16 protein-coding genes, 1 tRNA gene and 1 pseudogene are annotated in these 18,795 nt (G+C 34.7%); 14 read left to right on the top strand and 4 right to left on the bottom strand.

Features of this window, described 5'->3' with window-relative positions; translation table 11 throughout:
• Nucleotides 1-84: 84 nt before the first annotated feature.
• From yidA to RV14_RS03180, 3 genes are read right to left on the bottom strand one after another with little or no spacing between them, the layout of a single operon-like run.
• The gene (gene yidA, locus RV14_RS03190; protein WP_071854868.1) at nucleotides 85-894 is read right to left on the bottom strand and encodes a sugar-phosphatase; all 810 of its coding nucleotides are present in this window, start codon (nucleotides 892-894) and stop codon (nucleotides 85-87) included.
• A gap of 19 nt (nucleotides 895-913) precedes the next feature.
• Nucleotides 914-2,284, bottom strand: a complete 1,371-nt coding sequence (locus RV14_RS03185) for an HD domain-containing protein (RefSeq protein ID WP_071854867.1) — start codon at nucleotides 2,282-2,284, stop codon at nucleotides 914-916.
• Complete coding sequence (locus RV14_RS03180) at nucleotides 2,268-3,098, bottom strand: lipoate--protein ligase family protein (RefSeq protein ID WP_071854866.1); 831 nt, start codon at nucleotides 3,096-3,098, stop codon at nucleotides 2,268-2,270. Before RV14_RS03180 ends, RV14_RS03185 begins: the two co-directional genes overlap by 17 nt.
• 171 nt (nucleotides 3,099-3,269) lie before the next feature.
• Between RV14_RS03180 and RV14_RS03175 the strand changes: the two genes are divergently transcribed.
• The 5 genes from RV14_RS03175 (at nucleotide 3,270) to RV14_RS03155 (ending at nucleotide 7,979) form a co-directional block, all read left to right on the top strand.
• Nucleotides 3,270-3,707 carry a YwiB family protein gene (locus tag RV14_RS03175; protein ID WP_071854865.1) on the top strand — a complete coding sequence of 146 codons (438 nt, stop codon included), beginning with the start codon at nucleotides 3,270-3,272 and terminating at the stop codon, nucleotides 3,705-3,707.
• 75 nt (nucleotides 3,708-3,782) lie between these two features.
• A complete protein-coding gene (gene rpoE, locus RV14_RS03170; RefSeq protein WP_071854864.1) occupies nucleotides 3,783-4,388 on the top strand; it encodes a DNA-directed RNA polymerase subunit delta in 606 nt (201 codons plus the stop codon).
• Nucleotides 4,389-4,761: 373 nt separating this feature from the next.
• Nucleotides 4,762-5,154 (top strand): lactococcin 972 family bacteriocin, encoded by a 393-nt coding sequence (locus tag RV14_RS03165; protein ID WP_071854863.1) that lies wholly within the window; start codon nucleotides 4,762-4,764, stop codon nucleotides 5,152-5,154.
• Nucleotides 5,155-5,214: 60 nt separating this feature from the next.
• A complete protein-coding gene (locus RV14_RS03160; RefSeq protein ID WP_071854862.1) occupies nucleotides 5,215-7,335 on the top strand; it encodes an ABC transporter permease in 2,121 nt (706 codons plus the stop codon).
• A gap of 2 nt (nucleotides 7,336-7,337) precedes the next feature.
• Complete coding sequence (locus tag RV14_RS03155) at nucleotides 7,338-7,979, top strand: ATP-binding cassette domain-containing protein (protein WP_071854861.1); 642 nt, start codon at nucleotides 7,338-7,340, stop codon at nucleotides 7,977-7,979.
• 430 nt (nucleotides 7,980-8,409) lie between these two features.
• On the opposite strand, the gene RV14_RS03150 is transcribed toward RV14_RS03155, so the two are convergent.
• Nucleotides 8,410-8,481: transfer RNA gene (locus RV14_RS03150), tRNA-Arg, on the bottom strand.
• A 59-nt stretch (nucleotides 8,482-8,540) separates the two neighbouring features.
• Between RV14_RS03150 and rpoN the strand changes: the two genes are divergently transcribed.
• From rpoN to RV14_RS03105, 9 genes and pseudogenes are all read left to right on the top strand, one after another.
• Nucleotides 8,541-9,869, top strand: coding sequence for an RNA polymerase factor sigma-54 (gene rpoN / locus RV14_RS03145; protein WP_071854969.1), 1,329 nt, complete (start codon nucleotides 8,541-8,543; stop codon nucleotides 9,867-9,869).
• A gap of 155 nt (nucleotides 9,870-10,024) precedes the next feature.
• A complete protein-coding gene (locus RV14_RS03140) occupies nucleotides 10,025-11,116 on the top strand; it encodes a sugar-binding transcriptional regulator (protein WP_174544627.1) in 1,092 nt (363 codons plus the stop codon).
• Between the two features lie 41 nt (nucleotides 11,117-11,157).
• Nucleotides 11,158-12,159: a type I glyceraldehyde-3-phosphate dehydrogenase gene (gene gap, locus RV14_RS03135; RefSeq protein ID WP_071854859.1), complete on the top strand. Its 1,002-nt coding sequence runs from the start codon at nucleotides 11,158-11,160 to the stop codon at nucleotides 12,157-12,159.
• A 110-nt stretch (nucleotides 12,160-12,269) separates the two neighbouring features.
• Nucleotides 12,270-13,460, top strand: coding sequence for a phosphoglycerate kinase (locus tag RV14_RS03130; RefSeq protein ID WP_071854858.1), 1,191 nt, complete (start codon nucleotides 12,270-12,272; stop codon nucleotides 13,458-13,460).
• A 126-nt stretch (nucleotides 13,461-13,586) separates the two neighbouring features.
• The gene (gene tpiA, locus RV14_RS03125; RefSeq protein WP_071854857.1) at nucleotides 13,587-14,342 is read left to right on the top strand and encodes a triose-phosphate isomerase; all 756 of its coding nucleotides are present in this window, start codon (nucleotides 13,587-13,589) and stop codon (nucleotides 14,340-14,342) included.
• Nucleotides 14,343-14,457: 115 nt separating this feature from the next.
• Nucleotides 14,458-15,756 carry a phosphopyruvate hydratase gene (eno, locus tag RV14_RS03120; RefSeq protein ID WP_071854856.1) on the top strand — a complete coding sequence of 433 codons (1,299 nt, stop codon included), beginning with the start codon at nucleotides 14,458-14,460 and terminating at the stop codon, nucleotides 15,754-15,756.
• Nucleotides 15,757-16,020: 264 nt separating this feature from the next.
• Nucleotides 16,021-17,052 (top strand): alpha/beta hydrolase, encoded by a 1,032-nt coding sequence (locus RV14_RS03115; protein ID WP_071854855.1) that lies wholly within the window; start codon nucleotides 16,021-16,023, stop codon nucleotides 17,050-17,052.
• A gap of 96 nt (nucleotides 17,053-17,148) precedes the next feature.
• Nucleotides 17,149-18,288: an ArgE/DapE family deacylase gene (locus tag RV14_RS03110; protein WP_071854968.1), complete on the top strand. Its 1,140-nt coding sequence runs from the start codon at nucleotides 17,149-17,151 to the stop codon at nucleotides 18,286-18,288.
• A gap of 310 nt (nucleotides 18,289-18,598) precedes the next feature.
• Nucleotides 18,599-18,795, top strand: a pseudogene (locus RV14_RS03105) (IS110 family RNA-guided transposase); the annotation flags it as partial.

Raw genomic sequence — 18,795 nt, 5'->3', positions numbered from 1 at the left:
AAAAGTAACATTTAATTGATCCGAAAGAGGAACCTCTCTTTTTAAAGATAGGCTCCTTTTTCGTTTATTTTTTGCGGTATTTATCTATAGTACATATTTTTTTATCGCTTCTGCTACGCCATGTTCGTCGTTTGTTGCAGTAATGACATTTGCTGCTTTTTTTATTAAAGGTATGGCATTTCCCATTGCTACACCTATTCCAGCGTATTCAATCATCGAGAGATCATTTTCATTATCTCCAATAGCCATGATTTCTTCTTGGTGAATGTCAAGGTGTCGTGCCAAGTTAGCGACAGCCGCCCCTTTACTAGCTTCTTTGTTTAATATTTCAAAATAATAAGGCGCACTTTTGACTGTTGTATACTTTTTACGGAAGGATTGTGGTAAGCGAGCGATAGCAGCATCTAAAATTTCTGGTTCGTCAATCATCATCATTTTGACTAAATGGATGTCTGAAGTCATCTCTTCAGGTGTACGATATTTCAAGGGCATTTTAACTAAACTTGCTTCATGAATTGTATAAGCGCTGATGTCACGATTGGATGTATAAATGGCTTGATCATCAATCGAATGTAAATGACTGCCAACACGACGAGCCATGACTTCAATTTCTAAATAGTCTTCATGTGCTAATCCATGACGGGCAATAATTTTTCCCGATTTTGTTTGTTGGACTAAAGCGCCGTTGTAAGTGATGACGAAATCATTTTCCTGATATAAATCTAGTTCATTTAATTGTTCTTGCACGCCCGGTAATGGTCGCCCGGTACATAAAATAATGGCGACATTTTTAGCTACCGCTTGGGCAATTGCTTCTTTGACTTGTGCTGTAATTTCTCTTTTTTCATTTAATAAGGTACCATCAATGTCGATGGCGACTAGCTTAATAGACATAATTTCCTCCAGTTGATGTTTAGTTTGCTCCTTCACTAAGTGAACCATTGCGTATATGACTTGCAAATTCTTGGTACGTTTCGTCAAATAGATCATAGTGACTTCGTAAAGATGGGTCAATCATTTCTTTTGGAAAGAAAAATCGTTCATCGCCTTGTTCTTGCCCAGCAAGTGCCGCAACAAGTTGACTCACTTCTGACAATTCTACCAAAGATCCATCATTTCGCAAGAGTTCAATCTGCGTACGATGACGTCCTTCTTCCGGACGATAAAAATCATAAGGAAGATCATAACTAGAATTGATGGCCGTATAATACACAGGATTATACCCAACTTTTTCGACAAGAGCCATCATTTCTTTGATCAATAAGGAAGAGGGATCACCAGAAAAAGTGGCAGATTTTAGTGGTTTTCGATTTAAAAAACGTTTGGTTAAATCATTTAAAATCGGATCAGTAAATTCCGTCCATTGAGTAAAATAGGTTCCTAGAACGCCATCATCTAGTTTTAAATAATTTTCAAGTGTAAAGTTTCCTTCAAGAAATGGCAACAGTAACTGAGAATGCGCATCAAAAATAGCTGATTCTTCTTGATATAATTCATGTGCACGATGCAATAAATGTTCTAAAATAACTTCCATTCCGCGAGAAACTGGATGAAAATAGACTTGGACGTACATTTGATAACGACTAACAATATAGTCTTCTACTGCGTGCATGCCGTTCATAGAAAAAGCAATCCCACCTTCGTATGGACGAATAACTCGCAAAATACGTGTTAAATCAAATGTGCCGTATTCTGTACCAGTGAAGTAGGCGTCTCGCAATAAATAGTCCATTCGATCTGCATCAATCTGGCTGGAAATCATTTGGACGACCTGTGGATTAGGGTATGTTTTTTTGATTACGCTAGCTACTTTTTCTGGAAATCCTTCTTCTACGCGATTAAGGATTTGGTAAACTTCTGTTTCAGGAGAAGTAATAATAGCTACGGTAATTTCTTCATGATTCGTATGAAAAATATGCTCGAATGTATGAGAATAGGGACCGTGACCAATGTCGTGAAGCAATGCTGCACATAAAGTGACTAAGCGTTCTTGGTCATTCCAACCGTTAAATCCAATTTTTTCTTGAGAAAAGTTGCGGGAAAAGATATCACAGATTCGCCTAGAAATTTCATAGACGCCCAACGAATGGGAAAATCGACTGTGTTCTGCACCATGAAAAGTAAAAGAAGCAGTACCTAGTTGTTTGATGCGACGAAGGCGTTGCACTTCTTTGGAATTAATTAAATCTAAAATTACTTGATGCTGAACATGAACATAATTATGAACAGGATCGCGGAAGACTTTTTCTATAGGTAACAATTGATATTTATAAGGTACAGTCATGATTAAACTCCTTTATCCTATTTCGCTGGTTCATCTTTTGGATTTGAGCAGACCATTGTTCAGTAGAAACGTGCGTTTTTTTCCAAGCAAAAGAATCCAGTGAATAATTATCTCCGAGAAGTTGAGTTAAAGCATTTTTAAATTTTTGTTTGACTTCTTCTACTGTTAAGGAGACGTGAAGCAATTCTTCTAAGGTAGCCATGCTATCTGGAATCACTACAGGATAGCCATCTGTGTCAAATGTTTCTTGCAGTGCTGCTTGGTAAAATGCGCGCATTACTTTTCCTCTTGCATGTTGATTTCCATTTACACTGACGTACATCATAACAGAGATTCCTTTTTTTATTCGTCGTTGAGCAATCCCAGCAAATTTCTTGCCATTTATACTAAGGTCATAAGTACCGGGACAATAAGAATGGCTAATTTCAAAAGCTTTGATTGCTGTATTTGAAAGTGCCGCTTGAGTTAATGCTAGCATTTTTTGATAAGCTGCATCAATAGAAAAAGGTTCAAAGTCTTTTTGTGGAAAAATAAGGGATATATTTAAGATTCCTTTATCTGAAATAATTCCTAATCCTCCAGAATTTCTAATGATTGGCTGGTAGCCTAATTTTTTTAACTCCGTTATACCTTCTTCAAAGTAAGGGACCCGAGTATCTTTCATACCAAGAATGGCATTTCGATCATATTGCCAAAAATGTAAAAAAATTTGATTGTTTTTTTTGGAATACTCAGTTAATATATCCGTCAGAGCAAAAGGAGTAAAATCATTTGGCTGGTATAATTCTTGATCTAAGATGATCGTTGGATTCATCGCATTTGCTCCTTTACATAAAATCAGTTTATCGTTCTTTTCAACCAATTTTATTATACTCTAAAAAAAGAAAAAGTTGCGAAAAAAATCAATCTTCTTTTAGACGAGTTAATTGACAAATAAATGAAAACTAGGAACAATGTAGCTATAAAAAGTAAAGGAGAATGTAAAATGGAACAATCGCAAGGAACACCCATTTCAATTAAATTACGTACAAAAGTCCAACAAAATGGAGAGTATCAAGACTTTTTCTTTGACTTAAAAGGACAGATGGTTAAAATTGGGGACACTTTATACATACGATACCAAGAAATCCAAGAAAATACAGAAGAAAAAATTCCTGTGACGATCAAATTGATGCCAGATGGTCATGTTCAACTAATCCGTTCTGGGGAAATGAGAATGCGCCTTAAATTCGGGTATCGTGAGCGCTTAGAAACGACCTATCGAACACCTTATGGAATGTTTCAAATTGCAACATTTACGAAAGCATTGCATGTGAGTTTGAAAGATCGCCCGACGGCCGGAAAAGTGATCATTGAGTATGAGCTTTTTATGGGGCTTGAAAAATTAGGAGAATATTACTTAACTTTGGATTTTACTGCTTAAATTACAAAGAAACGTTTGATTTTTTACGCGTGATTTTGTATGATAAAGAGTAGACTGTGAAAGGACGTGTCCTGATTGGAAATTAGTGTATTTGAAGGTGCAAACAAAAGCGAATTATCAATGATTGAAGTAGCTCATGCAATCTTAGAACAACGTGGCGACGTGATGGATTTTTCTGATCTAGCAAATCAAATTCAAACTTACCTTGGAAAATCAGACAGTGAAATTCGTGATTCACTCGCGCAATTTTATACCGATTTAAATATTGATGGTAGCTTTATTTCATTAGGCGACAATCGTTGGGGCTTGCGTTCATGGTATGCGATTGATTCAATTGATGAGGAAGTAAACCATGGGATTGACGAAGAAGATGAAGAGACTCCTCGTCGCCGCAAACGTAAAAAAGTTAATGCCTTTATCAATGATGATGAAGATGCAATTGATTATAATGATGACGATCCGGAAGATACTGATTTGTCTGAAGAAGATGAAGAAGATCTTTTCGATGATGATGACGAAGAAGATGAAGAAATCGCAGCTTATAACTCTGACTTGCAAGAAATAGGCGCAGATGATGCAAGCGATGATGAAGAAGAGTTGCCAGAAAACATTGAAGAGGATTTAAGTATCATAGACGATGATGAGGAAGACTACGAAGACGAAACATTTACGGAAGAATAAGTCTTCCTATTTGAGACTGCAACCCTCCTAAAAAGGAGAGTTGCAGTTTTTTTAAAGTCACTTGGATATGAATTTCAAATTTTGAATGAGGCGTGTATCGGGTTTATCAAAGGATTGTTAAAAAATTTTTTCTTTGATTATAGTCAATATTAACTGCTATTTTTTTGCAAACAATAAAGAAAGTTTTCCATCTTCTTTTTAATAAAAAAATTATAAATAACTATATTTATATTTAATATAACAAAATACTAAAAAAAAAAATTATCTTGAACACTTTGATATATAAGTTTTTTGTATATTATTCGTTTGTTGACAAGTGTTTTTCATATGGTTATAATAACATCGATAGCTTTATACTAAAAGGAGAAATAAAATGAAAAAGATAATAATGACCACTTTGTTAATTTCTGGAATGGCCGTTTTATTAGTTGTTCCTATGGCTAATGCTGCACAATCTTCTTTTTATTCGGGCGGACAAGAAAATGTAGATGGCTATACTACAGTCGTTGAAACACAAGACAGAAAAGATGAGATTTCACCAAGGTATGACTCAAGCGCAGTAGGTGGCGGTTGGTGGCGCAGAGGAAAGAGTGGAAATCGTAATATTTCAGAGTATCAACACTATACAAAAAAGGGACATGCTTCGTGTGAAAACGGAAACGGGACGTTTAATGATGGGGGATGGAAAGATCCTAATCAATGGAGTAAATCAAGTGTTGGATGGACTCTCATGGGCGGAAATAAAGCATATTACAACTATCGTTAATTAGAGCATAAAAATAACAGTATGAAGCTATCCATTTAAGTAAGGATCAAAGGAGTCGCTATGAAAAAGTATGTTTATATAGGGATTATAGTACAGTTACTACTGACCATTTTTATTTTTCTTTCAGTTATTAATCAGTTGGAATTAAATAAATTACTTTATAAAGATAAAACAAAAATTACTCTTCTCGTTGAATCTGATGCAGTGGTTAAAGAACCGAAAAAACAAGCTGATTATCTTATTAAAGCAGCAAAAAATAATCAAATTGGGTTATTTAAATATATATTTTCTAGTGATACTAACTTAAAAATATATACAAACCAAGCAATGAAAAATGGTTTTACTGTTTTAGGAAATCCTAACAGAAGTAACGCAGAGGCTTTAAAGTCTAGAAAAGATTTCATTTGGACAAATTCAAAAATAAACTTAGAGTTAAAAAAATTTGCAGCTATTCCTGAAACAGGAATTTCAGGTGTTTATTATATCCAAGGAAATACTCAAAAGAGTATTCGTACTTTTCTTAAAGACATTCATAAATTAGGAACCATAAAAACGGATTTCACAAATAATTATGATTTAAATGTTCGTAAATCACTTTTTGATCAAGATCGTTACTTATTATTCCTAGTATGGTTTTTATTATTTGTAGTTAATTTAGCAATATTGATCCAATTTTTTATTAAGCAAAATAAGAAAATTACTCTGTTAAGACTATTTGGTTGGAGTACTCAGAATATTTTAAAGTCTTTTATGTCTCCGATAATGCGTCTTTTTTTGTTTACCTTATTGATTGCTAGCTTGAGCGTAATTACATACTTTTTTTTAATTTATAAAGGAATTCCTTTTATCATTTCTTTTGCTTTTTTATTGTTGTTGACGGCTCTTTTATTCATTATAATCTATTCTTTTAGTATCTACTTATTGATTAAACTTATTTATCGGTCGAATCATGCGAAACACTTAAAAGGGAAAAATTATAGCAATTGGGGAATTGCCTTTAATCTATTTTGTAAATTAGTTGTTGCAACAACAATTATTGTTTTAGGTACTTTTTTATTAAACGAACGGTATGCTTTGATTCAATATCAACATCAAAATGCTTATTGGGAGAATACAAAAAATGTCTATGCTGTACAAGTAAGGTTCATTACAAATGATCTAGAGGAATATCGTCCTTACGAGAAAAATTTGAAAAACTTTTTTACTGAGGCGACAGATAAAAAAGGCTTATTTTTAATAGATGCGTCCAATTATGAAAAATTATCAAATGGAAAACCTCTTTATGAAATGAATACTAAAAGTGATGTTGAACAGTTGATTTCTCCAGCAGGAAAGTCAATCGTTATCAATAAAAATTACTTTATTCATAATCCTATTGTTGATGTTCAAGGAAAATCTCCTATGGATAAACTAATCGATTCACCAGATTGCTTAAATCTTTTAGTTCCCAGCTCTTTAAAAAAATTTGAAAAAGAAATTACTTTGCGATATCTTGAACACTTTGCTTTTTTGAAACAACCTATAGGAGAAACTATAAAAATAAAGAAAGCTAAGATAAATATTATCTATGTGAAAAATCATCAAAACTATTTTACGTATAATCCCAATATCGATAAAAAAGATTTTACGATCATTGATCCAATTTCTATAGTTGATACGGGAAATTTAGATGCTAGTTTTTACGCAGCTTGGCTAACGAATTCTTGTTTTGTTCAATCGATAAAAGAAGATGGATTTAATTATTTGTTGCCCGTGATCATTCAAACAAATGTTTTGCCAAGTATACAAAATACCGTTTCAATATACAATTTTCGAGCAGAAGAATTACATTCGAAAAGACGATTTATTTATATGATAAGTCTTCTATTAATTTGTTTAACCGTCGTTCAAATTTATAATGTTTTTTCGTCCTATCAATTGATTGTAGAAAAATATAAATATAGCTTACACATTAAGAGAATTTTTGGTTATTCTTTTCTCCAGCTTTTTTCTCCAATTATTATGCCAAATATCTTATTAGATGGCATTCTTGTAACAGTATTATTCATTATCTATAAAAAACAATCAATTCTTTTAGCAATTACGTGCTGGAGTATTTTAGAAATACTTACCACTTTGTTCACGATGTATTATTTAAGTACTTCTATTCACAAAACCACAATAGAAAAAAAAGGAGAGTAGAAATGATAGAGGTAAGAAACGTAAGTATTTCCTATGGTAAAAATGAAATTTTTAGTCAATTATCCTTAACGATTGAAGATGGTGATTTTTTATGTATTTATGGGGAAAGTGGAAGTGGAAAAACGACTTTATTAAATCTCTTAGGATTATTAGAAAAACCTGATAGGGGAAAAATCATTTTTGAGGGAATTGAAAATCCTAAGTCTAAAGAAGTTCATTTACTGCAAAAGACGAAGATTGGTTATATTTTTCAAAATTTTGGTTTAATTAATGATGAAAGTGTTGCAAGTAATTTGCTTATTGCATTGGAAACAAAAAAGATGAATAAGAAGGAAAAAAAGAGATGCATGTTAAATAGTTTATCTGAAGTAGGATTAGTTGATATTTTGGAAAAAAAAGTTTATGAACTAAGTGGTGGAGAACAGCAGCGTGTTGCTTTAGCAAGATTAATTTTAAAAAAACCAACTTATATTTTTGCAGATGAGCCTACAGGAAACCTTGATGAAAAAAATGCTGAATTGGTTTTTAGTATTTTAAGAAAATTGAATGTTAAACATCAAGTGACAATTGTTTTTGTTACACATGATAAAAAATTGATAAACTTTACAAAAAATACATTAAATTTAGCCACTATAAATAGATAAGCTTGTCATTCGTAACAAGAAATAAATGAATGACAAGGACTGCTAGTTGCTTTAAATAGCTGGAGAACATTAAAAAGTTTTCTCTCTTATTTTTGACTGGTTTTGACTGGCAAAAGTCTTCATAAAAGATGTCATGACGATAAGAAATAAAAATCAGGATATTTTAGTTTACAAGTCAATCCTATGATGAATAGAATTGACTTTTTTCATTTAACTAAAATGTAATGTATGTGAAATGAAAAGGTTGAGAAGAAACATAAAAAAGTTGTATAAATGTTGTGTTGGTGTCAAAGGATAAGAGAAAAATCATTGGCGATTAACTTTAAATAGAGCATAGATAAATAAAAAACTAGTGCTTTCACAAAGGACTAGTCTTTATTCTCTAAAATTTTAAGCAAAAAAGGCTCAAATATGCTAAACTAACGATGAACGCGTCCTGAGGGAATCGAACCCCCGTCTTAAGAACCGGAATCTTACGTGATATCCACTACACTAAGGACGCAAACACTGAAATAATTGTAACGAAACTTAAAAAAAATTACAAGGGGAATGGGCAAAAAAATGAAATTTCAACAAAATTTTTCACAAAAACAACAGCAAGCACAAAAATTAGCCATGACACAACATCTGCAACAGTCCATTCAAATTTTACAATATAATAGTGAAGAGTTGCTGGCATTTGTTGAAAGTCAAGCACTAGAAAATCCCTTGGTAGAAGTTGTAGAACCTGAGTGGCAATCGGATGTCCAAAAGACCAAGACATCAAATGAAAATGAAGAAACAAATTACTTAAATCAAATTCCAGATACCAGTCATTCATTATTTGAATCCTTGATCAAGCAGATTCACTTGAACTATCGGGATACTTTTTTGCGTAAATTAGTTCTTTATTTAGTGGAATATATCGATTTAAATGGATTTTTAACGATTGACTTGAAACAAGCACAAGAAAATACACAAGCGACTTCGATTGAGATTTTAGATGCTTTAACATTGATTCAACAACTAGAACCGGCTGGTGTTGGCGCAAGAAGCTTACAAGAATGTTTATTGTTGCAAATAGAAAGAGATGATTTTGCGCCAGAGCTAGCCTACATTATTTTAGAAGAGTGCTTTGATTGGCTAGTTGAACGCAAATGGAAAGAAATTGCTCAACATTTTTCCATTGAATTAAGTGAGGTTCAAAGAGTATTTGATTACGTCCAGACGTTGAGTCCTAGTCCCGGCCGCATTTTTGAACGCAGTAATGAAGCCTATATTGTTCCAGATGTAAAGGTGATTGTCGATCGTGAAAGAAACGTTCGTGTCATATCCAAACGAAGAAATCAGCCTGATGTTCGTTTTCAAGAAAACTATTTTAATCAGATGCAAAAAAAAGCCGATAAAGAAACACAAGCATACTTAAAAGAACGAAAACAAGAATTTGATTGGTTGAAAAAAACTATTTTACAACGAGGAGACACGATTTTACGTGTTACACAAGTCGTTGTTTCCCATCAGCAAGCTTTTTTTACAAATAAAGACAGACCGATCAAACCCTTAACTTTAAAAGAAGTCGCAAAAGAAATTGGTGTACACGAATCAACAGTTAGTCGAGCAGTCAATGGGAAATATTTAGAAACGGATTTTGGTGTTTTTGAACTTAAAAAATTCTTTACCTCTAGGATTCAGAAAAATGGAGCAGAAGCAGCAGAATTATCGGCAGATATGGCACAAAAGAACATACAGATATTGGTAGAGCAAGAAGATAAAAGTAAACCTCTTTCAGATCAAAAAATAGTGGAATTATTAAAAAAAGATGAAATAATTATTTCTAGAAGAACCGTTGCAAAGTATCGAGACTTGCTTGGAATTCCAAGTTCCTCGAAAAGAAAACGCTATGATAAATAAGTTAAAATGGCACTGGGAAAAATGAGAAGTTTTTTCCAGTCTTTTTTATTGAAAAAAATGAGTAAACCTGTTAGACTAACACACGTAAGGTTGAAATTTTCCTTTTCATTTGTTTTGTAGATGTGGAAAAATTATTTTTCTTTTTTTTATCGTATATGGGTCGTTTTGAGTCTACATTGGACAAATATTGTCCAACTAAGGAGATCGCTATGCTAGATGAATTAAAAATGATTGAAACTGTTGCACCAGATATTATTAATGTTTTACAGAAACGCTATAAAATTTTACGTAATATTTATTGGATGCAGCCAATCGGTCGACGTTGTTTGTCAGAAAGCATGGGGATCACAGAACGCGTATTACGAACAGAAACAAATTTATTGAAGCAGTTAGAGTTAATCAATACTTCTAAAAGTGGCATGACTTTGACCCCAAAAGGCAAAGAGGCTTATCAGAATCTGGAAAGTCTTATGGATCAGTTTTTAGGAAGACGTCAGACGGAAAAAAAACTGGCTGATTATTTTGGGAATCAACGTTGTATCGTAGTGTCAGGAAATAGTGAGGAACAGTCTAAAGTAGCGGATGCTTTCGGTGAAGCATTGACTGAAGCATTGGATTTACTACTTCCAGAAGGTAATAATATTATTGCTGTAATGGGGGGGACGACAATGGCTGTTGTTGCTGAACAGTTGACGAATTTGGAAAACAAGCAGCGACATAATTTGTTTGTACCTGCTCGCGGAGGAATTGGTGAAGCAGTGACTGTTCAAGCAAATTCTATTAGTGCTAGAATGGCTGCAAAAGCAAATGGAAAACATCGTGCATTGTATGTTCCAGAGCAATTGAGTTTAGCTACGTACAATTCTTTACTTAATGAGCCGTCGATTCAAGAGGTTTTAAACTTGATTAGTCAGGCGAATTGTGTTATTCATAGTATTGGACGTGCACTTCACATGGCGGCACGAAGAAAAATGACTGAAGAAGAATTAGTCATGTTGAAACAGGCGAATGCAGTAGCAGAATCTTTTGGTTATTTCTTTAATGAAAATGGAGAAGTCGTTTATAAAGTTCCTCGAATTGGCATAGAATTAAAAGGCTTAGCAAATATTCCTATTATTCTTGCAATTGCTGGAGGGAAGGTCAAAGCAAAAGCTATTCGCGCTTATATGAAGAATGCACCAAAACAAACGTGGCTAATTACTGATGAAGCCGCAGCAAAAGAGATTTTAAAAGGGGTATCCCTTTAAAATAAATATTTTTTTGATTTTCAATAAGGAGGAAATCTTAAATGACAGTTAAAGTAGGTATTAATGGTTTTGGACGTATCGGACGCCTAGCATTCCGCCGTATCCAAGACGTAGATGGAATTGAAGTAGTAGCAATCAACGACTTAACAGATGCTAAAATGTTAGCACACTTGTTAAAATATGACACAACACAAGGACGTTTCAACGGAACAGTTGAAGTTCACGAAGGTTCGTTCAACGTGAATGGCAAAGAAGTGAAAGTTTTAGCTAACCGTAATCCTGAAGAATTGCCTTGGGGTGAATTAGGTGTAGATATCGTTTTAGAATGTACTGGTTTCTTCACTTCAAAATCAGCTGCTGAAAAACATTTAACGGCTGGTGCAAAACGTGTAGTTATTTCAGCTCCTGGCGGAAATGACGTGCCAACAATCGTTTATAACACAAACCATGAAACGCTAACTGGTAAAGAAACAGTTATTTCAGGTGCATCATGTACAACAAACTGTCTAGCACCTATGGCTAAAACATTGAACGACAAATTTGGTGTTGTGGAAGGCTTAATGACGACTATCCACGCTTACACAGGTGATCAAATGACATTAGACGGACCACATCCTAAAGGTGACTTCCGTCGTGCGCGTGCTGCTGCTGCAAACATTGTTCCTAACTCAACAGGTGCTGCTAAAGCAATCGGTTTAGTTATTCCTGAATTAAACGGTAAATTAGATGGAGCGGCTCAACGTGTTCCTGTACCAACAGGCTCATTAACTGAATTAGTTACAGTTCTTGAAAAAGAAGTAACTGTTGATGAAGTCAACGCAGCAATGAAAGAAGCATCAAATGAATCTTATGGATACAACACAGATGATATTGTGTCTTCTGATATTGTTGGTATGACTTATGGTTCATTATTTGATGCTACACAAACTAAAGTAATGACTGTTGGCGACAAACAATTGGTAAAAACTGTTGCTTGGTATGACAACGAAATGTCTTACACTGCACAATTAGTACGTACTTTAGAATACTTCGCTAACTTATAAGATAGACAAACGTACAAATGTAATTTCTAACTTTGTAAACTTAAAAGCGGGGAAGCAATCGCGCTTCTTTCCGCTTTTTTTGATAATAAGTTTCTTTAGGAGGCAATAAAATGGCTAAGAAAACAGTGAAAGATATTGATTTAAAAGATAAAAAAGTTCTTGTCCGTGTTGACTTTAACGTTCCTTTAAAAGATGGAGTGATTACTGATGATACACGTATCAAAGCGGCATTACCAACGATTAACTATGTGATTGAACAAGGCGGAAAAGCCATTCTTTTTTCTCATCTAGGACGTGTAAAAACAGAAGAGGATAAAGCCGGTAAATCTTTAGCACCTGTGGCAAAACGCTTAGGTGAATTGCTAGGCAAAGAAGTTACTTTTGTTCCTGAAACTCGTGGTGTTGCATTAGAAGAAGCTATCAACAATATGAAAGATGGTGATGTGGTTGTCTTTGAGAACACTCGTTTTGAAGATGTTGACGGCAAAAAAGAAAGTAAAAATGACGCAGGCTTAGGAAAATACTGGGCTTCATTGGGAGATGTATTTGTAAATGACGCATTTGGTACAGCTCATCGCGCACATGCTTCTAATGTAGGGATTGCTTCCACGGGGATTCCAACAGTGGCAGGATTTTTAATGGAAAAAGAAATCAAATTTATCGGTGAAGCAGTGGAAGAACCAAAACGTCCGATGATCGCAATTTTAGGTGGTGCTAAAGTTTCTGATAAAATCGGTGTCATTGAAAACTTAATTCCTAAAGCTGACAAAATCTTGATTGGCGGCGGAATGACTTATACATTCTACGAAGCAAAAGGCATCAAGATCGGTAAGTCTTTAGTAGAAACTGATAAAGTTGAATTAGCAAAAGAACTGATCGAAAAAGCTGGTGAAAAATTAGTATTGCCAATTGATAATGTTTGCGCAACAGAGTTTTCAAATGATGTTGAAACACAAGTGGTGGAAGGAGATATTCCTGACAACTTGATGGCATTAGACATTGGTCCTGCATCAGTGAAATTGTTTGCCGATACATTGCAAGGAGCAAAAACTGTTGTATGGAATGGTCCGATGGGTGTCTTTGAAATGAGTAACTTTGCTAAAGGAACGATTGGCGTTTGTGAAGCAATTGCTAACCTTGAGGGAGCAACAACCATCATTGGTGGTGGTGACTCGGCAGCAGCAGCCGAACAACTAGGCTTTGCAGATAAATTCACTCACATTTCAACAGGCGGTGGTGCAAGCTTAGAATTACTAGAAGGAAAAGAATTACCGGGATTAGCCGCAATTAATGACAAATAATTGATACATTGCAACGAGTAAGCGCAGAAGTTTCTATACTCAGAGTTAATGATCAATGGATAAATAAAACGGATAGAAAGAAGAACATTAGTGTTCCTCTTTCATTGTGAATAAGGAGTGCATATTATGCGTAAACCAATTATCGCTGGTAACTGGAAAATGAATAAAACGGCTTCTGAAGCTAAAGAATTTGCAGAGGCTGTGAAAAATAGAATTCCTTCAATGAATAAAGTAGATTCTGTTATTGGTTCACCTGCTTTATTCTTACAAGAATTATTGGTTTCATCCGAAGGAACAGAATTAAAAATTGCCGCACAAAATTGCTATTGGGAAAATTCAGGTGCATTCACTGGAGAGACTTCACCAGCTGCTTTAGCAGATTTAGGTGTGAATTATGTGATTATTGGACATTCAGAACGTCGTGAATACTTCCATGAAACAGATGAAGAAATCAATAAAAAAGCCAAAGCTATTTTTGCAAATGGCATGATCCCAATTCTTTGTTGTGGAGAATCTTTAGAAACATACGAAGCAGGAAAAACTGCCGAATGGATTGAAGGACAGATCACTGCAGGGTTGCAAGGATTAACAGAAGGTCAAGTAAGCAACATGGTTATTGCTTACGAACCAATTTGGGCGATTGGTACGGGTAAATCAGCTGATGCACAAATTGCCGATGAAATCTGTGGCGTGGTTCGTCAAACGGTTGAAAAACTATATGGCAAAGAAGTTTCTGATGCGGTACGTATTCAATATGGTGGTTCTGTAAAACCAGAAAATATAGCGGAATATATGGCGAAAGAAAATGTTGATGGAGCATTAGTTGGTGGCGCAAGCTTGCAAGCTGATTCATTCTTGGCATTACTAGATGCTGTAAAATAATTCGTGAAAATTTACGAAAAATCTAAGAAATGTTTGCACTAATGCAAAAAATTAACTAAAATCGTATATGAGGGAAATCCCTTAGGAAAAAACATACTCAAAGGAGAGACAAGACATGTCAATTATTACTGATGTTTACGCTCGCGAGATTCTAGACTCACGTGGCAATCCAACAATCGAAGTAGAAGTATATACAGAAAGCGGAGCTTTTGGCCGCGGAATGGTTCCTTCAGGTGCTTCAACTGGTGAATATGAAGCAGTTGAATTACGTGACGGTGACAAAGCTCGCTATGGCGGTAAAGGTGTAACTAAAGCTGTTGACAATGTAAACAACATTATTGCCGAAGCAATTATTGGCTATGATGTACGTGATCAAATGGCTATTGATAAGGCGATGATTGCTTTAGACGGAACTCCTAATAAAGGTAAATTAGGTGCGAACGCTATTTTAGGTGTATCTATTGCTGTGGCTCGTGCGGCTGCTGACTACCTAGAAGTACCGTTATACCACTACCTAGGCGGATTTAACACAAAAGTATTACCAACTCCAATGATGAACATCATCAACGGTGGATCACACGCAGACAACTCGATCGACTTCCAAGAGTTCATGATCATGCCTGTTGGCGCTCCAACATTTAAAGAGGCTCTACGTATGGGTGCGGAAGTATTCCACGCATTAGCTTCAATTTTAAAAGCTCGCGGATTAGCTACTTCTGTTGGTGACGAAGGTGGTTTTGCTCCTAACCTTGGATCAAATGAAGAAGGTTTTGAAGTGATCATCGAAGCAATCGAAAAAGCTGGCTATGTGCCTGGTAAAGATGTCGTTCTTGCAATGGATGCAGCTTCTTCAGAATTTTATGATAAAGAAAAAGGTGTTTACGTATTAGCTGATTCAGGCGAAGGCGAAAAAACAACTGATGAAATGATCAAATTCTACGAAGAATTAGTTTCTAAATATCCAATTATCTCAATCGAAGATGGTTTAGACGAAAACGACTGGGATGGGTTCAAGAAATTAACGGATGTATTAGGCGACAAGGTTCAATTGGTGGGTGACGATTTGTTTGTAACAAACACTCAAAAATTAGCTGAAGGGATTGAAAAAGGAATTGCTAACTCAATCCTTATCAAAGTGAACCAAATTGGTACGTTAACAGAAACATTTGAAGCGATTGAAATGGCGAAAGAAGCTGGTTACACAGCAGTTGTTTCACACCGTTCTGGAGAAACGGAAGATTCAACTATTTCTGATATTGCTGTTGCAACAAATGCTGGTCAAATCAAGACTGGTTCATTAAGCCGTACTGACCGTATTGCAAAATACAACCAATTACTACGTATCGAAGACCAATTGGGTGAAGTTGCTGAATATAAAGGTTTGAAATCTTTCTATAATTTAAAAAATAAATAGTTTAGAGACTGTAAAAGTAGGGCTATCAATTCATCAAAAATGGTAAATGTGGTGAAAAAATATTTTGCTCGTCTGTTTCTAAAAAATGTAAAGAATGCTTCTTTGATGTTAATTAATAACATCAAAGGGGCATTTTTTTATGCAATAAAAATTATTTAGGGAAGAATGCTTTTATCTTTTTGCTATTTTATCAGTTTTACAAAAATTTTATTTCTTGTTAAGATGTTATCAAGAAATAAAGAAAACAGATGATGAGGAAAATGGATGAAAGTTAAAATTTTTAAAGGATTAAAATGGTTAGGTATTTTAATGATTAGTATCATTTTATTAATCGTGCTAGCATTTCAGGTTTCACCAAGACCGGGGGCTTATGTCATTGGACATCTGTTTAGTGACACAGTAACCATTACAGATAATAAAAATTATTTTAAAGCTAAGAAAGCAACAAATATAATAGCAGATGTTGGATATCCATCTAAATATAAGAAGAATAATTACGATATCTATTATCCAAAAAAGAGTGAGCAAGCTGTCCCCGTAGTTATTTGGGTTCATGGCGGAGGGTATGTAAGCGGGGATAAAATTGGCGTGCAAGAATTTGCAACAAAATTATCTGCGGATGCACAGGTAGCGGTAGTAGCAATGAATTATGAACCAGCTCCAAGCTCTCAATATCCGGATCAAGTGATTCAAGTTAATGAACTTGTTCAACAGTTGAAAAAAGACAAACGAAACTCATTGGATTTATCAACGATTATCTTTGGTGGAGATAGTGCCGGAGCTCAGATTGCTTTACAATATGTGACTATTCAAACCAATAAAAGTTATGCAAAAGCGATGAACATGAAACGACTCTTACAGAAAGAAAACATTAAAGGGGCGATTTCTTATTGTGGTCCAGTTGATTTGCAACAAGTGGCAAATCAGCAGACTGATAATCGATTGATGCGATTTTTTGTCAAAACGGTAGCTTGGTCTTTATTAGGACAAAAAGATTGGAAAAATGACGCACGTTTATTTCAGGCAAGTTTAGTCGACCATGTCACTAAAGACTTTCCACCAACATATATTACAGACGGAAATGTATATTCTTTTCAAGAACAAGGAATTGCCTTAGAAAGTAAGTTAAAAAAACTGAATGTACCAGTAGAAGGATTATTTTTTAAAAGTAGCAAAAAAGAAATCAATCATGAATACCAATTTGATTATGCCTTGCCAGAATCAAAAAAATGTTATGAACAAACTTTATCGTTTATTAAAGAAGCGATGAAAAATCATTCACAGATGAAAAGATGATTGATTCGTAAAAACTGGAAAGGTAATAGAAAAATTGTTGTGATTAAAAAGGATGTGGCGTATGATGAGATAAAAAAGGATCGGAGTAATAATGTCATGAAAAAAGAAGAAAAAATTGCTATTTTACAGGATATTGTTCGAATTAAATCAGTGAATGACAACGAAGGAGAAGTAGCTGTATATTTAAAGAATTTATTAGAAAGCTATGGAATTGAAGGAAAACTTATTTCTTATGCGAATGGGCGAGATAATTTAGTTGCTAGCTATAAAAAGGGAAATGAGGGAAAAGTATTAGGTTTATCCGGTCATATGGATGTAGTAGCAGCAGGGGATGAAAGTATGTGGTCTTGTAAACCTTTTTCAGCAGAAATAAAAGGAAATCGTTTGTATGGACGCGGCACTACAGACATGAAAAGTGGATTGGCGGCGATGGTTATTGCCATGATCGAATTAAAAGAAGCGGAAAAAAAATTTAATGGAACAATTAAATTATTAGCTACTGTAGGAGAAGAAATCGGTGAACTTGGTAGTGAACAGTTAACAAGAAAAGGCTATGCGAATGATTTAGACGGGCTAATTATTGGTGAACCCACCAACTATAACTTAATGTATACTCATATGGGTTCAATCAATTATACAGTGGTTTCAAAAGGAAAAGAAGCACATAGTTCGATGCCGCAAGAGGGATACAATGCGATCAATCATTTAAATGAATTTATTACAAAGGCGAATATGCGAATGACACAAATTGCTGAAACGTACAAAAATCCTATTTTAGGAAAAACAATTCATAATGTTACAGTAATTAGTGGTGGCAATCAGGTGAATAGTATTCCTAGTCAAGCAAAGCTTCAAGGAAATATTCGTTCAATTCCAGAATTTCCTAATGATCAGGTTATTGCTTTATTACAAAAATTGATTGATGAGTTAAATGAAGAGACGGAATACCGTTTAGAATTAACGATCGATTACAATAAAATTCCTGTGAAAGCAAATCCAGCATCTTCTTTAATCGACTGCATTCAAGAACAATTTAAGCGTCCTCTGCCTTTAGTAGGAGCAGCGGGAACAACAGATGCAGCTGAATTTGTAAAAGCAGCAAATGAATTTGATTTTATTGTATTCGGACCGGGTGTTGCTACGCTTCCTCATCAAATAGACGAGTATGTAGAAATTGATAATTATTTAGATATGATAGAAAAATATCAAGCGATTATTTTGTCTTATCTAGCCTAAAAGGTAGGCGCAAATGGAGATATTTTATTTTTAGTATAAACGGCACTTAAAACATGCTAAGATTAGAGGGTAAAGTCATCGACAGATGACTTTACCCTCTATTTTCCGTTTTTAGGTTTATAGTTAGGAAGTGAAAGGAAGATCGACCATGGCCTCATGGATCTTGAGTTCCTACAAAAAAACGGTCTCCTTCACTGTCATTTTAAAAACTGGTTTAAGTATGTTGGGGCTTTAAGCTCGTGTTTAGGAAATTAGGGACGAAATGAAACAGTGAAGAACCTTTCAGACAAAAAGAAAGAAGATGAAAAGAATGGCTTATGTACTTGTGTTAGATGTTTCTATGGGAAAAGTTACAAAGTGCTTGGATGATCTTTGCCTTTTTGAGGGAGAGATTCTTCATACAAAATCAGGGTTTAGCACTTTACTGCAAGAAATTTTGGCTTTGCCTGAAACGCCAAGTATTGTGTTTGAGTCAACTGGCGTTTATTCAAAAGTAATCGAAACGTT

The sequence above is a fragment of the Enterococcus ratti genome, assembly GCF_001886195.1.
GTDB classification, from domain to species: Bacteria; Bacillota; Bacilli; order Lactobacillales; family Enterococcaceae; genus Enterococcus_B; species Enterococcus_B ratti.
This window is presented reverse-complemented; position numbering and strand designations above follow the sequence as displayed.

Bases quoted from the DNA above. Each gene is read 5' to 3' on its own strand.
- RV14_RS03160 (WP_071854862.1), top strand. From the start codon at position 5,215: ATGAAAAAGTATGTTTATATAGGGATTATAGTACAGTTACTACTGACC.
- gap (WP_071854859.1), top strand. From the start codon at position 11,158: ATGACAGTTAAAGTAGGTATTAATGGTTTTGGACGTATCGGACGCCTA.
- RV14_RS03110 (WP_071854968.1), top strand. From the start codon at position 17,149: ATGAAAAAAGAAGAAAAAATTGCTATTTTACAGGATATTGTTCGAATT.
- RV14_RS03140 (WP_174544627.1), top strand. From the start codon at position 10,025: ATGGGTCGTTTTGAGTCTACATTGGACAAATATTGTCCAACTAAGGAG.
- tpiA (WP_071854857.1), top strand. From the start codon at position 13,587: ATGCGTAAACCAATTATCGCTGGTAACTGGAAAATGAATAAAACGGCT.
- RV14_RS03165 (WP_071854863.1), top strand. From the start codon at position 4,762: ATGAAAAAGATAATAATGACCACTTTGTTAATTTCTGGAATGGCCGTT.
- eno (WP_071854856.1), top strand. From the start codon at position 14,458: ATGTCAATTATTACTGATGTTTACGCTCGCGAGATTCTAGACTCACGT.
- rpoN (WP_071854969.1), top strand. From the start codon at position 8,541: ATGAAATTTCAACAAAATTTTTCACAAAAACAACAGCAAGCACAAAAA.
- RV14_RS03180 (WP_071854866.1), bottom strand. From the start codon at position 3,098: ATGAATCCAACGATCATCTTAGATCAAGAATTATACCAGCCAAATGAT.
- RV14_RS03185 (WP_071854867.1), bottom strand. From the start codon at position 2,284: ATGACTGTACCTTATAAATATCAATTGTTACCTATAGAAAAAGTCTTC.
- RV14_RS03115 (WP_071854855.1), top strand. From the start codon at position 16,021: ATGAAAGTTAAAATTTTTAAAGGATTAAAATGGTTAGGTATTTTAATG.
- RV14_RS03155 (WP_071854861.1), top strand. From the start codon at position 7,338: ATGATAGAGGTAAGAAACGTAAGTATTTCCTATGGTAAAAATGAAATT.
- RV14_RS03130 (WP_071854858.1), top strand. From the start codon at position 12,270: ATGGCTAAGAAAACAGTGAAAGATATTGATTTAAAAGATAAAAAAGTT.
- yidA (WP_071854868.1), bottom strand. From the start codon at position 894: ATGTCTATTAAGCTAGTCGCCATCGACATTGATGGTACCTTATTAAAT.
- RV14_RS03175 (WP_071854865.1), top strand. From the start codon at position 3,270: ATGGAACAATCGCAAGGAACACCCATTTCAATTAAATTACGTACAAAA.